Below are 15,282 nucleotides of genomic sequence, written 5' to 3'. Positions count from 1 at the left end.
ACGGCATCGCCCGCCTCGCCCACCTCGACCGGGCCACCAGCCGCCCGATACGGCGCTACGAACACGACGCCCCCGGCGACCTGGTCCACGTCGACATCACCCCGGGGAGTTCGATCTCTATGTGGAACGCGTCCTCGGACTCCGACACGTCCGCGAGAGGCGTCCACGCAACCGCGGGTGTCGCGCCCACCGTCGACTCCAGCAGGCCGCTCATCTGGTTGAGCAGTTCGTCGAACTCGACCAGGGAACTGAGAGGGGTGGGTGCCCAGACGGGCCTCTCCTGCAGGCCGCCACCGCGGTGGCGCCGGACGGGCATGGCCATCGCCATCGCCATTGCGTCTTCCTTCTCGTGATCTCATCGCCCGCCATTCGTCATGCGAGCCATGCGGACTCCTTGCGACGTATGCGTGGGGAGACGTCCGAGCCGCCCGCGGCAGCGGACGTGCCCGTGGTGCCGGGTGCGGCCGAGTGCCCCAGGTGCCGGTGCACGAAGTGGATGGCCATCGCGCCCTCACCGGTCGCCGAGGCCACCCGCTTTACCGAGCCGCTACGGACGTCCCCTACCGCGAAGACCCCGGGCAGACTGGTCTCCAGGGTCATGCACGAGCGCCCGCACTCGTGCCACACCTCGGGGTAGGCGCAGGCTTCCTGGGCCTCCGGGCCGGTGAGGACGAAACCGCGGGAGTCGAGGGCGATGATGCCGGCGAGCCACTCGGTGTGGGGGTCGGCGCCGGTGAAGACGAACAGGCTCCGTACCGCGAGCCGGCGGTGCCCACCCGTGCGGTTGTCGACCACGTCGAGCTCCTCCAGCACCTCCTGGCCGGTGACCTCGGTGACCTCGGTGACCTCGGTGACCTCGGTGTGCAGCATGACCTCCACCCGCGGATGGCGCTCGACCTGGTCGACCAGGTAGCGGGACATGCTGGCCTCAAGGCTGGGTCCTCGGACCAGCAGGTGCACCTTCGACGCGTACCCGGCGAGGAACAGCACCGCCTGGCCCGCCGAGTTGCCTCCGCCGACGACGGCCACCGGGTCGGTGCGGCACTGCTGGGCCTCGTAGACGGTCGCCGAGTAGTGGACGCTCGTTCCCTCCAGGCGTTCGATACCGGGCACCTGGAGCCGGCGGTAGCGGGCACCCGTGGCCAGGACGACGGCGCGGGCGGCGATCTCGCTGCCGTCGGCGAACGCCACCACGTAGTGGTCCTCGTCCTTGGGATGGAGACCGGTCGCCTCCACCGGAATGCTGATCCTGGCGCCGAACTTGTCGGCCTGGAGCACGGCGCGTTCGGTGAGTTCGGCGCCGGAGATACCGGCGGGGAAGCCGAGCAGATTCTCGATGCGGGACGACGTGGCGGCCTGGCCGCCGGTGGCCATCGCCTCCACCACGGTGGTGCTCAGGCCCTCGGAGGCGGCGTACACCGCGGCAGCGAGGCCGGCGGGTCCGGAGCCGACGATGAGGACGTCGCCGTGACGGTTTCCGGCGGGCAGTGACGGCAGGCCGATGAGCCGGGCCAGTTCCGCGTTGCTGGGGTTGCGCAACAGGGTGGTGTCCCGCCAGATGACGAGCGGTGTCTCCTCCGGGCCGACGCCGAAGCGGCGCAGCAGTTCCTCGGCCTCCTCGTCGGTCTCCAGATCGATCCAACGGTGCGGCAGCCGGTTGCGGATGGCGAACTCGCGCAGCCGCCGGGTGTCGGGCGAGTAGCGCGAGCCGATGATGCGGAAGCCGACGCCCTGTCCGACGAGCAGCGCGCGACGGCCCAGACAGGCGCGCAGCACGACGTCCCCGATGGTGGAGTCCTGGGCCACCAGGTGGCGCAATTGGTCCAAGGAGACGACGAGGACCTCGCCCGGCTCCCTGGCGACAGCGGTGTAGAAGGCCACCTGTCCGTGCAGCAGCCCGAGTTCGCCGATGAAGCGACCGGGGCCGTGTACGCGCAGCACGCGCTCCTCGGGAGTGCCGTAGTCCTCGACGACGGCGACGGTACCGCTGAGGACGACGAAGAACGTCTCGCAGCGCTCTCCCTCCTGGATCAGCACGTCGTTCGGAGCCATGCTCCGGCGTTGCCCGTGCTCCGCCAGACGTGCTATCTGGTCCTCCGTAAGGCGCGGATACGCGCCGTAGATGTCCGGGGTCTCCCAGAAGACGGCCTCGTCCGCTTCCTCCGGCACCGGTTCCTCGCCCGGCAGCGACTGGTCGCCGGACATCAGACGAACGCCTCGTGAACGTAGCACCAGCGCCATTCCTCGCCGGGCTGGAACGACCGTACGATCGGATGGGCGTCGACAGCCGCGTGCCTACGCGCGTGCTTGTTCGGCGAGGAGTCACAGCAGCCGACGTGCCCGCAGGTCAGGCAGAGCCTCAGGTGGACCCACGGGGAGCCGAGCAGCAGACACTCCTGACACCCTTCTGGGGTCAGCGGCTGGACCGGCCGGACAAGCGCGAGGTGGGGGTCTGCGTGCAGGGTCATCCGGATCACCCTTCCCGGGCCGTGATCGACTGTTCCACCCACTGGCGCAGAGCGGGGGCGGGCGCCGCCCCCGCCTGCCGGGCGACCGTCTCGCCCTGGTCGAGGACGAGCAGTGTCGGTACCGCCTGGACCTCGAAACGCTGCGACAGCCGCGGGTTCTTGTCGACGTCGACCTTGACGAGTTTGATTCGGCCGGCGAGATCGGTGGCGACCTTCTCCAGCGCGGGGCTGACCACGCGGCAGGGGCCGCACCAGGTGGCCCACAGGTCGACCACGACGGGGACGTCGGCCCGCTCGGCGACCTCGGTGAAGTCGTCGTCGCCCGCGTCCACCATCCACGGTAGGGGCTGCTTGCAGTGGCCGCACTTGGGGCGGCCCTCCGCGGCCACGGGCACTCGGTTGGTGCGCCCGCAGTTCGGACAACCGACGGTCGTCGCCTGCATCGTGCTCATGCCGCCCGTGCTCCCTTCACATCCTCGGGCTGGTCGAAGGTGACCACCAGCTCTCCGTGTTCGGCGTCGACGCGGACCGTCGCGCCGTCCTGGACGTCGCCGCGCAGCAGGGCGCGTCCGACCAGTGTCTCGACCTCGTGGGAGATGTAGCGGCGCAGTGGCCGGGCCCCGTACACCGGGTCGTAGCCCTGATGGGCGATCACTTCCCGGGAGGCGTCGGTGAGTTCGACGGTGATGCGGCGTTCGGCGAGCCGCTGCCGCAGTTCGTCGAACTGCAGCTCCACGATCCGCTCGATCTGCCGCTCGCCGAGCGGTTTGAACAGCACGATGTCGTCGACGCGGTTGAGGAACTCCGGGCGGAAGTGGCCGCGCAGCTCGCCCATCACCAGGGCGCGGGCGTCGGGCTTGATCTCACCTTCGGCGGTGGCGCCGTCGAGGAGGTACTCGGAGCCGATGTTGGACGTCATGATGATCACGGTGTTGCGGAAGTCGACGGTGCGGCCCTGCGCATCGGTGATGCGGCCGTCATCGAGGATCTGCAGCAGGGTGTTGAAGACATCGGTGTGCGCCTTCTCGATCTCGTCGAACAGCACAACCGAGTACGGCTTGCGGCGTACGGCCTCGGTGAGCTGGCCGCCTTCCTCGTAGCCGACGTATCCGGGCGGTGCGCCCATGAGCCGGCTGACGGTGTGCCGCTCCTGGTACTCACTCATGTCGAGGCGGACCATGTTCTCCTCGGAGTCGAACAGGGTCCGGGCGAGGGTCTTGGCCAGCTCGGTCTTCCCGACGCCGGTGGGGCCGAGGAAGATGAACGAGCCGATGGGGCGGCGAGGGTCGCGGATGCCGGAGCGGGCGCGGATGATGGCGTCGGCGACGAGCTTGACGGCTTCGTCCTGGCCGATGACGCGCTCGCGCAGGATCTCGTCGAGGCGCAGCAGTTTCTCGCGTTCGCCCTCCTGGAGGCGGGCGACCGGGACGCCGGTCCAGGCGGCGACGATCTCGGCGATCTCCTCCTCGGTGACGACCTCGCGCAGCAGCCGGTTCTGCCCTTGTTTGGCCGCCAGTTGCTCCTCCTCTGCGGCGAGTCGGCGCTCCAGGTCCTGGAGTCGGCCGTAGCGGAGTTCGGCGGCGCGGTTGAGGTCGTAGGCGCGTTCGGCCTCCTCTGCCTCGTGGCGGAACTGCTCCAGTTCCTGGCGCAGTTCCTGCACGCGGCGGATCGCCTGCCGTTCGGCCTCCCACTGGGAGTGTTTGGCGTCGGCCTCGCCGCGCAGGTCGGCCAGTTCCCTGCGCAGCTCCTCCAGGCGGGTTTTGCTGGCGGGGTCGGTCTCCTTGGAGAGGGCCGCTTCCTCGATCTCCAGGCGGGTGACGCGGCGGGTGATCTCGTCGAGTTCGGCGGGCATCGAGTCGATCTCGGTACGCAGCCGGGCGCACGCCTCGTCGACGAGGTCGATGGCCTTGTCGGGCAGGAACCGGTCGGTGATGTAGCGGTGGCTGAGGGTGGCCGCGGAGACCAGCGCGGTGTCCTGGATCTTCACGCCGTGGAACACCTCCAGGCGTTCGCGCAGTCCGCGCAGGATGGAGATGGTGTCCTCCACGCTCGGCTCGTCGACCAGGACCTGCTGGAAGCGGCGTTCGAGGGCGGCGTCCTTCTCGATGTGCTTGCGATACTCATCGAGGGTGGTGGCGCCGATCATGTGGAGTTCGCCGCGGGCGAGCATCGGCTTGAGCATGTTGCCCGCGTCCATGGCCCCTTCGGCGGCGCCCGCTCCTACGACGGTGTGGAGTTCGTCGACGAAGAGCAGGATGCGCCCCTGGGCGGCCTTCACCTCGGACAGCACGGCCTTGAGGCGTTCCTCGAACTCGCCGCGGTACTTGGCGCCGGCGACCAGGGAGCCCATGTCGAGGGCGAACACCGTCTTGTCGCGCAGGCCCTCGGGGACGTCGCCGCGAACGATGCGCTGGGCCAGGCCCTCGACGATGGCGGTCTTGCCGACGCCGGGGTCGCCGATGAGGACGGGGTTGTTCTTGGTCTTGCGGCTGAGGATCTGGGTGACGCGGCGGATCTCCGCGTCACGGCCGATGACCGGGTCCAGCCGCCCGGACCGAGCCTCCAGGACCAGGTCGCGGCCGTACTTCTCCAGAGCCTCGTAGGCCACTTCGGGGTTGGCGGAGGTGACGCGCTGGTTGCCGCGGACCTGGGTGAGCGCGCTCAGGAACGAGTCCCCGGTGATGCCGGCCTGTTTGAGCAGTCGCCCGGCGGCGGTCGAAGAGCTCTCCTCAGCCAGGGCGAGCAGGAGGTGCTCCACGGACACGTACTCGTCCTTGAGGCGTTTGGCCTCCCGTTCGGCGGCGTCGAGCAGGCGGCCGAGGCGCTGGGTGACGAAGACCTGGCCGGGTGCCGCGCCGGGGCCGGTGACCTTCGGGCGGCGGGAGAGTTCCTCGCGCACGGCCGCCCGAAGTTCCTTCGGCTCGGTGCCGGCCTGCTGCAACAACCGCGGGATCAGACCGTCCTCCTGATCGAGAAGTGCGAGCAGCAGGTGTTCCCCGTCGACTTCGGTGTGCCCCATGCCGACGGCCGCTGTCTGGGCCTCCTGGAGGGCTTCCTGGGACTTCTGGGTGAGACGGTTCATGTCCATGGGGGTGTTTCACTCCTCGTGCCGCGGCCGCGCAGGGCGGCTTCGAGCAGGCTGATGCGGTCGAGCAGGTCGAGCACCAGGCCGATGGATGCGTAGTTGAGGCAGAGTCCGGTGCGCAGCCGCTGGACGCGGGTGAGAACCGCCGGCGCCGTGGGGTCGAACACCAGGTGCCCCGCGGCGTCGCGTTCGGCGTCGACCAGGCCGAGGGCGACGAACCGGCGGATCAGATCGGGGTGGAGGCCCGAGCGACGGGCCACGGCGTCGAGGGAAAGCCTGGGGGCGGGCATGAGCGCGTATCGGACAGCCGTCGAGGCGGTGATGTCGGCGCCCGTTCGTATCGGACGGGCGCCCGCGCCGGCCCGGCCGATGCCTGCCGCTCCCGAGGGTCGGTCGTTCATCGCGTCCTCCTGGGGTCGAACGAGGAAGTGGCGGCGAGCTCCTCGAACAGTTCGCGCTCCCGGTCGCCGAGGGTGGGCGGCACCATGATGCGGAGTTCGGCGTACAGGTCGCCGTTCGCGCCGCGCGGGTTCGGCATGCCCTCGCCACGCAGCCGCAGCCGCCGGCCGCTGGACGAACCCGCGGGCACCGTGACCTTGGCCGTGCCGCCGCCGGGCGTGGGCACCGGCACGGTCGCGCCCAGGGCCGCCTCCCAGGGGGCGACCGGGACCTGGATGTGCACATCGCGGCCGTCCAGCCGGAACCGAGGGTGGGGCTGGATACGCACCCGCAGGTACAGGTCGCCCGCGACGGCGTCGCCACTGCCCCGGCCGCCCTCGCCCGCCAGCCGGATGCGCTGCCCGTCGGCGACGCCCGGCGGCACGTCGACCTCGTACCGCCGCGGCTGCCCGGTGGGACCGGCGAGCGTGACGGTGCGACGGCCGCCTCGGTACGCCTCCTCGACGGTGAGCGGCAGCTCGGCCTCCTGGTCCGCTCCGGGGACGCCGCCTCGGGCGGCGCCGGCTCCGAACATGGAGCCGAGCAGATCCTCGATGTCAATACCCTCCGCGCCGAAGTCGTCGCCGAAGCCGGTGGCGTACCGGACGCGAGGACCGCCCCCGCCCGCGGTCCTCCGGCCGCGGAAGCCGCCGCCCGCTCCCGCCGCGACCCGTTCGTCGAAGTCCTCGGGGATCTTGCGGAAATCCTCGCCGAAGCGGTCGTAGCGGGCCCGGGTCTTGGGATCGGACAGGACGCTGTATGCCTCGTTGAGGTCCTTGAAACGCTCCTCCGCCCCGGGGTCCTTGTTGACGTCGGGGTGGTACCTGCGGGCGAGTTTGCGATATGCCTGCTGGATCTCGTCCTGGCTCGCGGTCCGCGACACGCCCAGTACCTCGTAGAAGTCCCGTGCCATGACTGGTCACTCCCGCTTCGCGACGCTCACGGCGGCGGGCCTGAGCTGCCTCTCGCCGTCCCCGTAGCCGGGGCGCAGCACCTCGACGACCGTGCCCGGTGGGGTGTCTGGGTCCTGGACGACGCCGACCACCTCGTGCCGGGCCGGGTCGAAGGCGACGCCGGTCTCCGCGTGCCGTGGGTAGCCGAGCGGTTCGAGGACGTTCACCGCCTGGTCGCGTACGGCCCCGATGCCCTCCACGATCGCGCCCGGATCGGCGCCGGCGTGGGTCAGGGCGAGTTCGAGATTGTCGAGGACGGGCAGGAAGGCGGCCGCCGTGCGGGACCGCTCGACCGCCCGTTCGCGCTCCAGTTCCCTGGCGTGACGCTTGCGAAGGTTGTCGAGGTCGGCGAGTGCGCGCCGCCAGCGGTCCTCCAGTTCCTGGATCGCGGTCGTGTACTCGTCCCCGGCAGCCGCGGGGCCGGCGGCGTCGGGTCCCGGTTCGTCGTGCGCCGCTTCGGGCCGGGTCGGCGGGCCCGGTTGCGGCGAATCGCCGCGAGGAGGGCGTACGGCGCCTTCCGGAACCGGTTCGACCGGATCCGACGCGGCCCGGTCGGATTCCCGGGGGTGGGTGGGCATGGCGCGCCTCAGCCCCTGTCGAACTCGGCGTCGAGGACATCGTCGCCACCGCCACCGTCGCTCGTGGGACCACCGGTGGCGGCATCCTGGCCGGGACCGCCATCCGCGGTGGCGGCGCCCTGATGGGCTGCCAGCCCGGCCAGCACCTGCTGGAGTTCGGAGGTCAGGGGCCGCGCGCGCTCCACGCCTGCTTCTTCCTTGACCGCCTCCCGGGCGTCGGACACGAGCATCTCGGCGCGTGCCTTCTCGTGCGCGGGCGCTGCGTCGCCCAGTTCGGCGAGCCGCTTCTCGACCTGGTACGCGACGGCGTCGAGTTCGTTGCGGGCGTCGACGGCCTCGCGGAGTGCCTGGTCCTGGCCCCGGTTGCGCTCGGCCTCCTGGACCATGCGTTCGACCTCACTGCGGTCCAGGTTGGAGCTCTCGCTGATGGTGATGCCCTGTTCCTTGCCGGTGTCCCGGTCGCGGGCCCTGACGTCGAGGATGCCGTTGGCGTCGACGTCGAAGGTGACCTCGATCTGTGGTTCGCCCCGCGGCGCCGGCCGGATGTCGGTGAGCTGGAACCGGCCCAGCACCCGGTTGTCGGCGGCCCGCTCGCGCTCGCCCTGGAGGACCACCACATCGACGGCCGGCTGGTTGTCCTCGGCGGTGGAGAAGGTCTCGCTGCGGCGCACCGGGATGGTGGTGTTCCGCTCGACGATCTTCGTCATCACTCCGCCGCGCGTCTCCACACCCAGCGACAAGGGTGTGACGTCCAGCAGCAGGACGTCCTTGACCTCACCCTTGAGCACCCCGGCCTGGATCGCGGCGCCCAGGGCCACGACCTCGTCGGGGTTGACGCTCATGTCGGGTTCCTTGCCGCCGGTCAGCCGGCGGACCAGGGCCTGGACAGCGGGGATGCGGGTGGAACCGCCGACGAGGATGACTTCGTCGATGTCGCTCTCGCCGACCTTGGCGTCGGCCATCGCCTGCTGCACCGGTCCCAGGCAACGCTCCACCAGGTCGCTGGTGATCTGCTCGAACGTGGACCGCATGATCGAGTCGGTGAGGTGCTTGGGGCCCGAGGCGTCAGCGGTGATGAACGGCAGGCTGACCTGCGTCTGCGTCACCGAACTGAGCTCGGTCTTGGCCTTCTCCGCCGCCTCGAACAGTCGTTGCAGCGCCTGCGGGTCCTTGCGCAGGTCGATGCCGTTCGCCTTCTGGAAGTCGTCCGCGAGATAGTCCACCAGACGCCGGTCGAAGTCGTCACCGCCCAGGTGGCTGTCACCTGCGGTGGAGCGCACCTCCACCACGCCGTCGCCGACGTCGAGGATGCTCACGTCGAAGGTGCCGCCGCCCAGGTCGAAGACGAGGACGGTCTCGTGCTCCTTCTTGTCCATGCCGTACGCGAGCGCGGCCGCCGTCGGCTCGTTGATGATCCGCAGCACCTCCAGTCCCGCGATCCGTCCGGCGTCCTTGGTGGCGGTGCGCTGAGCGTCATTGAAGTAGGCGGGCACCGTGATGACCGCCTCCGTGACCCGTTCCCCCAGCTGCTTGGAGGCGTCGTCGGCGAGTTTGCGCAGCACCTGTGCGCTGATCTCCTCAGGCGCGTAGAGCTTGTCGCGTACCTTGAAGCGGGCCGCCCCGCCATCGCCCTCGACGACGTCATACGCCACCGCCCTGACCTCGTCGGAGATCTCGTCGAAGTGCCGGCCGATGAACCGCTTGGCCGAGTAGATGGTGCCCTTGGGGTTGAGGATCGCCTGGCGCCGGGCCAGCTGGCCCACCAGGCGTTCCCCGGTGTCGGTGAAGGCCACCACGGACGGTGTGGTGCGGTTGCCCTCGCTGTTGGGCACGACGGACGGCTCGCCGCCCTCCCACACGGCGATCACCGAGTTGGTGGTGCCCAGGTCGATGCCCACTGCCTTGGCCATGAGGAACTCCTTCCGGCACGGCGCCCGCGTCGACCCTCCGGATCACGTTCGTTCAGTTAGGGGTGGGACCTCCGCCGGTTTCCTACCGGTGCGCACGGAGGGTCTCGAACACTCCCCAGGGTGACGAACCGAGTGGCTCCACGCCTGCGCCTGGCGTGTCAGGAATGCGCGGGTCCGGTCGCCCTGCGAGGACGAGAGAAAGAATCCGAACATATCGGATAAGCCGGCCCGGAGCGGGTACATGAAATACCGCTCGCCTCCCTGAAAGCTCAGGGGGAACGGAGTGATCCCCATGGCCGGCAGTCGGGCGCACAGTCTGTATCACCGCCGCTCCGACCGGGCGGGCAGCCTTTCGCGGGGCAGCGCCGGGTGGCACCCCGCAGCCGCGCGCACACGAGCAGATCATGCCCTCCGCGACCTGACGGTGCTCTCCCGCGCCCTGTTCGACACCCCGGATGAAGGCGAGATCCTGCGACTGGCCATGGACCACATAGCCGCCGCGGGGCCATACCGCGCCGAGGCCGGATACCTCAAGGTGGGCGGCGACCTGGTCCCCAGCCCGAGGAACGGGCGGATGCATGCCTTGGCCGTGGGCCGGAGGGTGCGGGAGCTGGCCGGGCAGGACGGCCCTGTGACCGTACCCGGCAGGCCCTGGGGCCGGGCCCTGGGGCTACGCGGACTTGAGGGACTCCACGGCTACCTCGTGGTGACGTCCCTCTCCTGGCCATCCGAGGCCGAGCGATCCCTGCTCGCCACGATCGTCCGGCACACCGCCGCCGCACTGTCAGTCGCCTTCGTCCACCGCCGCCAACGCGAGGACGCGCTGGAGCTGCACCGACTCAGGGACGAACGCACAGCCCTCCAGCGGCAGGTGATCTCCGTCGTGGCTGAGCTCGGGTACCAGCGGGCCGTTCACGCGCTCATGGCCGACGTCGCTGCCTCTAGCGGCGGCGAGGAAGCCATCACCCGCGCACTGCACAGGCTCACTGGACTTCCCGCGCTGGTCGAAGACCGCTTCGGTCGGCTGAGGTCCTGGACCGGCCCCAGCCGCCCCGACCCCTATCCCGAACCGGACCCCGTGCGCCAGGACGAAATGCTGCACGTCGTCGCCCGTCGGGCCGGGCCGGTGCGGATAAAGGACCGGCTGATCACTCTGGTCCGCCCGCACGGCGAGATCCTGGGCGTGCTGGCCCTGATCGATGCCCGGGACGAGGCCGACGAGCACACCGTGCTCGCGCTGGAACACGCCGCCGCGTCGCTCGCCCTGGAGCTGGCGCATCTGCGCAATCTGGCCGAAGTGGAGCTGAGGCTGCACCGCGAGCTGGTCGACGACCTCCTGGCGGGGACGGACGAGGCGAGCGCCTACGCCCGGTCCGAGGCAGTCGGACACGACCTGCACCGCAGCCACTACATCGTCGTGGTGCGGTGGCCGAACCGGACCGCGGACGATTCCTTCGCGCAGACCGTGGGACGGGCGGCCTCTGCCGTGGGCATGCGCTCGCTGCTGACCCGACGTTCCGACCATGTGGTCCTGGTCGCCGACGACAGGCCGCACGCCCGCGCGTTGTACGAGGCGCTCGCCCGGGAGACCGGGACACGGTCCGGGACGATCGGGGTGAGCGCCCCTTGCGACTCTCTGGACGACATCCCTCACCACTACGAGGAGGCGCAGCGCGCCCTGGAAGTGCGCCGCCACTCCCGCGAGCGCTACGGCACGACGTTCTTCGACGAGCTCGGCCTCTACCGCATCCTGGGACCTGGCAACGATTACCGGGAACTGGAGACGTTCGTCCACGAGTGGCTCGGGCAGCTCATCGACTACGACTCCCGGCACCACGCGGCCATGGTGGAGACCCTGTCCCGGTACTTCGACTGCGGCGGCAACTACGACGAGACCGCCGAATCACTCGCGATCCACCGCAGCACGCTGCGCTATCGGCTCCAGCGCATCCGCGACATCAGCGGCAACGACCTCGCGAACGTCGAGGACCGGCTGAACCTCCAGGTGGCGACCCGAGTGTGGAAGATCGTGCTGGGCGGCCCCGGCTGATGCCTCGCTAGAACTTTCGTGCGATCGGTGTCAGCAGCAGTTGGGCGGCCTGCCCGATTACAGAGCTGCAGTGGGTGGGTGGCCCTTCCTCGGTTGAGCCAGGGAGGTCGCGTCGCGCCAGAAGATGGGGGAGGCGCGCGGGCAGGGCACCTGCAGTCCCGCCCCCGAGCTGGTCGTGTCGTCCGGTCAGCAATTCTCGTTCGGGGCTTTGCGACGCCGTGCAGCCTCCTGCGGACGGACGGACGGACGGACGGCCGTACGGCTGGCCGAGGGATGCCTGCGCACTTCATGCTGCTCTGCCAGGGGAAGAGGGGGCGCCCTTTTTCGGCCTGGGGTGCGGAGGCGCTCAGCAGGGGGCTCTGCGAATCTCGACCTGGTAACAGCCGATGGCGGCGCGGGCGGGAGCGAACGACGCCGTCCGTTCCCGGTGAGGAGGCGAGAGGCATGACCGTGATGGGTGTGTCGAAGTTCGTGAGGTTCTTCCGCGCCGCCGCAAGCCTCGACGTGGACAGGAACGACCTGAAGCGGTACGGCGACTTCGTCGACGCCAAGCTCTACGACCTCCTGGTCGTCGGCCAGGCGTCGGCCAAGGCCAACGGCAGGGATACCGTCGAACCGTGGGATCTACCGATCACCAAGGGCCTCCAGGAGAGCATCCACCGGTTCCGGCGGCTCGACGAGGAGGTCGAGCTGAAGCCGATCCTGGAACAGCTCGCCGCGCACCCTCTCCTCGACAGGACACCCACCCAGGAGGCCGAAGAGCGATACCCCGAGATCATCGGCGGTCTCAGCGTCGCCCTCGCCGAGACGTTCAAAATCATGTATCCGGATGTCAAGAACCCGCAGACCAGTCACTGGGAGGGCGTGACCGCGGTGTTCGACCGGCTGCTGTAGCCGATACGCATGTCGAAAGGCCGTGGTCGTCGACGGGCAGCCGGTCACCAGCCGCGGCCCGGCCGACCTGCCCGCCTTCTGCGCCGCCGTCGTGGAACCCGGGCCGTGGGGCCGGGTCTACGACCTGTTCCGCCGATGGCAGCGCGCGAGCCGCGCCGCGAGATACGGCGCGGTGGCGCTGCGGCGGGCCCTCGCCACCTTGGCCGGCGGGCCCGCCGCGACCACCCGCCCGCCCGCGTCGCCGCCGCCCGGCCCGAGGTCGATGACCCAGTCGGCGGTGGTGATCGTGTCCAGGTCGTGCTCGACGAGGACGACCGTGTTGCCGGCGTCGACGAGCCGGTGCAACTGTCGCAGCAGCAGCGCGATGTCCGAGGGGTGCAGCCCCGCCGTCGGCTCGTCGAGCAGGTAGAGCGCGTGCCCGCGGCGGGCTCGCTGCAGTTCGGTGGCCAGTTTGATGCGTTGCGCCTCACCGCCGCTGAGTTCCGTCGCGGGCTGGCCCAGCCGCAGATACCCCAGTCCCACCTCGCGTAACGTCTCCAGACTGCGGGAGGCGGCCGGGACGGCGGACAGGAACGTGGCGGCGGCGTCGACGGACAGCGCCAGCACTTCCGCGATGTTCTTGCTGCGGTAGGTGACTTCCAGCGTTTCGGCGTTGTACCGGGCGCCCTCGCAGGTCGGGCACGGCGCGTAGGTGCCGGGCAGGAACAGCAGTTCCACCGCGACGAATCCTTCGCCCTGGCAGGTCTCGCACCGCCCTTCGGGCACGTTGAAGGAGAACCGCCCGGCCGAGTAGCCGCGCGCCCTGGCCTCGTCCGTCGCCGCGTACAGCTTGCGCACCGCGTCGAACATCCCCGTGTACGTGGCCAGGTTGGACCGGGGAGTTCGGCCGATGGGCCGTTGGTCGACCCGGACCAGCCGGTCGAACGACTCGACCCCCGACGCGTCCTGGACGTCGACCTCCAGCCGCGCCTCGTCGGGCTCCTCGGGTATGAGTCCGAGGTGGCTCCGGACGACCTCGGCGAGCACCTGCGTCACCAGCGTCGACTTTCCGGAACCGGACACGCCCGTCACCGCCGTCAGGACGCAGAGCGGTACGTCGACGGACACGTCGTGCAGATTGTGGCGGGAGACGCCGCGCAGGTGCAGCCAGCCGTGCGGTGTGCGCGGGCGGTGATCGAGCGGCTGGGCGCGCCCGAGCAGGTACTGGCCGGTGGCCGACTCCCCGACCCGCTCAAGACCGGCGACCGGGCCGCTGTACAGCACGCGTCCGCCGCCCTCGCCCGCGCCGGGGCCGATGTCGACCACCCAGTCCGCCCGCCGTACGACGTCCATGTCGTGCTCCACGACGAACAGCGAGTTGCCCGCCGCCTTGAGGCGGTCCAGCACATCCAGCAGCGGTTCCGCGTCAGCCGGATGCAGGCCCGCGGAGGGTTCGTCGAGGACGTAGACGACGCCGAACAGCCCCGAGCGCAGCTGGGTGGCGATCCGCAGGCGCTGCGCCTCGCCGGGCGACAGGGTCGTCGAGCGGCGCCCGAGGCTGAGATATCCGAGGCCCAGGTCGAGCAGTACGTCGACCCGCGCGACCAGATCGCAGCAGATCCGGACCGCGACCTCGGTCGTCTCCCCGGATTGGGCGGTCGACGTGGTGGCGTCGGCCTCGGACCGCCCCGCGACAGGCCGCAGCAGCGCCACGACCTCGGTGAGCGGCATCGCGTTGATCTCGGCGATGGAACGTCCGGCGAAGGTCACGGCGAGCGCCTCGGGCCGCAGTCCGCTGCCGTGACACTCGGGGCAGGGCACACTCCTGACGAACCGGAGCGCCCGTTCGCGCATCTTCTCGCTCTTGGAGTCGGCGAGGACGTGCATGACGTGCTTGCGGGCGCTCCAGAACTTGCCCTGGTAGCCGTAGTCGACGCGGTCCTCCTCCGGCTCGACGTACACGGAGGGCTGCTCGTCCGTGTACAGCAGCCAGTCCCGGTCCTTCTTCCTGAGCCTGTGCCACGGTCGGTCGATGTCGATCCCCAGGCCGCTCACGACACTGCGCAGGTTGGCGCCCTGCCAGGCGCCCGGCCAGGCGGCGATCGCCCCCTCGCGGATGCTCAGCGAGGGGTCCGGGACGAGCAGGTCCTCGGCGACGTCGTGCACGACGCCCAGTCCGTGGCACTCCGGACAGGCGCCGGACGCGGTGTTGGGTGAGAACGACTCGGCCTCCAGCCGTGCGGCCCCGGGCGGATAGGTGCCGGCGCGGGAATACAGCATGCGCAACAGATTGGACAGCGTGGTGATGGTGCCGACCGTCGAGCGCGAGCTGGGCGACCCGCGTCGCTGTTGCAGGGCCACGGCCGGTGGCAGTCCGGTGATTTCCCGCACGTGCGGTGCGCCGACCTGTTGCAACAGTCTTCGGGCGTACGGTGCTACGGACTCGAAGTAGCGCCGCTGGGCCTCCGCGTAGAGCGTGCCGAACGCGAGCGAGGACTTGCCCGAACCGGAGACGCCGGTGAAGACGACCATCGCGTCCCGCGGAACGTCGACATCGATGTTCCGCAGGTTGTTCTCACTGGCGCCCCGGACATGCACGAAGGGGTCGGTCGCGTCCTTGTTCACCGTTCCTGATTACCTGATCGCGCCGGGAACCGCGCGACAGGCGCCGTCACCGGGCCCCGCTCACACGAGCGTCCGGAGAATCCCGGTATGAGCCACTCACAGGGAACATTCGAGGGCGGGTGCTTCACCGTTGATCCGTTTGTGGGCGTGAAGGGAACCGTGTCCCCGGGCCTCACCCTTTGCCCGTGTGGCTGGCGGAGTGGAACAGCCCTTCACAGGACTCGGTCAGAGCGCATCCGGGCGAGCACCTGGACCGGCAGGTCTTTGACCCGTCCCAGCGGCTGCGGCCGCCAGCGTGTTCC

The 15,282-nt window shown here is 70.2% G+C and carries 12 protein-coding genes and 1 pseudogene; 3 read left to right on the top strand and 10 right to left on the bottom strand.

The window, feature by feature from the left end:
* Positions 1-98, top strand: a pseudogene (locus PV679_RS32880) (IS481 family transposase); the annotation flags it as partial.
* On the opposite strand, the gene PV679_RS32875 reads toward PV679_RS32880, so the two are convergent.
* The 9 genes from PV679_RS32875 to dnaK are packed head-to-tail and all read right to left on the bottom strand — an operon-like array spanning position 56 to position 9,432.
* Positions 56-334 (bottom strand): hypothetical protein, encoded by a 279-nt coding sequence (locus PV679_RS32875; protein WP_319684547.1) that lies wholly within the window; start codon positions 332-334, stop codon positions 56-58. The pseudogene PV679_RS32880 and the gene PV679_RS32875 overlap by 43 nt on opposite strands.
* Positions 335-372: 38 nt before the next feature.
* The gene (locus PV679_RS32870; RefSeq protein ID WP_319684541.1) at positions 373-2,205 is read right to left on the bottom strand and encodes an FAD-dependent oxidoreductase; all 1,833 of its coding nucleotides are present in this window, start codon (positions 2,203-2,205) and stop codon (positions 373-375) included.
* Entirely contained in the window at positions 2,205-2,468 is a 264-nt protein-coding gene (locus tag PV679_RS32865) for a UBP-type zinc finger domain-containing protein (RefSeq protein ID WP_319684539.1), read from the bottom strand. The genes PV679_RS32870 and PV679_RS32865 overlap by 1 nt, the downstream gene beginning before the upstream one ends.
* A gap of 5 nt (positions 2,469-2,473) precedes the next feature.
* On the bottom strand, positions 2,474-2,920 hold the full coding sequence (gene trxA / locus PV679_RS32860; protein WP_319684537.1) for a thioredoxin: 447 nt from the start codon (positions 2,918-2,920) through the stop codon (positions 2,474-2,476).
* Complete coding sequence (clpB, locus tag PV679_RS32855; protein ID WP_319684535.1) at positions 2,917-5,556, bottom strand: ATP-dependent chaperone ClpB; 2,640 nt, start codon at positions 5,554-5,556, stop codon at positions 2,917-2,919. The genes trxA and clpB overlap by 4 nt, the downstream gene beginning before the upstream one ends.
* Entirely contained in the window at positions 5,547-5,954 is a 408-nt protein-coding gene (locus tag PV679_RS32850) for a chaperone modulator CbpM (protein ID WP_319684533.1), read from the bottom strand. Before PV679_RS32850 ends, clpB begins: the two co-directional genes overlap by 10 nt.
* The gene (locus PV679_RS32845) at positions 5,951-6,904 is read right to left on the bottom strand and encodes a J domain-containing protein (RefSeq protein WP_319684532.1); all 954 of its coding nucleotides are present in this window, start codon (positions 6,902-6,904) and stop codon (positions 5,951-5,953) included. The genes PV679_RS32850 and PV679_RS32845 overlap by 4 nt, the downstream gene beginning before the upstream one ends.
* A 6-nt stretch (positions 6,905-6,910) precedes the next feature.
* On the bottom strand, positions 6,911-7,522 hold the full coding sequence (locus tag PV679_RS32840; RefSeq protein WP_319684530.1) for a nucleotide exchange factor GrpE: 612 nt from the start codon (positions 7,520-7,522) through the stop codon (positions 6,911-6,913).
* Between the two features lie 8 nt (positions 7,523-7,530).
* A complete protein-coding gene (gene dnaK, locus PV679_RS32835) occupies positions 7,531-9,432 on the bottom strand; it encodes a molecular chaperone DnaK (protein WP_319684529.1) in 1,902 nt (633 codons plus the stop codon).
* Positions 9,433-9,724: 292 nt separating this feature from the next.
* Here dnaK and PV679_RS32830 point away from each other — a divergent pair, with 292 nt between their 5' ends.
* Positions 9,725-11,482 carry a PucR family transcriptional regulator gene (locus PV679_RS32830; protein ID WP_319684528.1) on the top strand — a complete coding sequence of 586 codons (1,758 nt, stop codon included), beginning with the start codon at positions 9,725-9,727 and terminating at the stop codon, positions 11,480-11,482.
* Positions 11,483-11,926: 444 nt separating this feature from the next.
* Complete coding sequence (locus PV679_RS32825) at positions 11,927-12,376, top strand: DUF1931 family protein (RefSeq protein ID WP_319684527.1); 450 nt, start codon at positions 11,927-11,929, stop codon at positions 12,374-12,376.
* Between the two features lie 117 nt (positions 12,377-12,493).
* On the opposite strand, the gene uvrA is transcribed toward PV679_RS32825, so the two are convergent.
* Positions 12,494-14,980: an excinuclease ABC subunit UvrA gene (gene uvrA / locus PV679_RS32820; RefSeq protein WP_319684526.1), complete on the bottom strand. Its 2,487-nt coding sequence runs from the start codon at positions 14,978-14,980 to the stop codon at positions 12,494-12,496.
* Positions 14,981-15,282 lie beyond the last annotated feature (302 nt).

The sequence above is a fragment of the Streptomyces sp. AK02-01A genome (assembly GCF_033795305.1).
Classification (GTDB): Bacteria; Actinomycetota; Actinomycetes; order Streptomycetales; family Streptomycetaceae; genus Streptomyces.
This window is presented reverse-complemented; position numbering and strand designations above follow the sequence as displayed.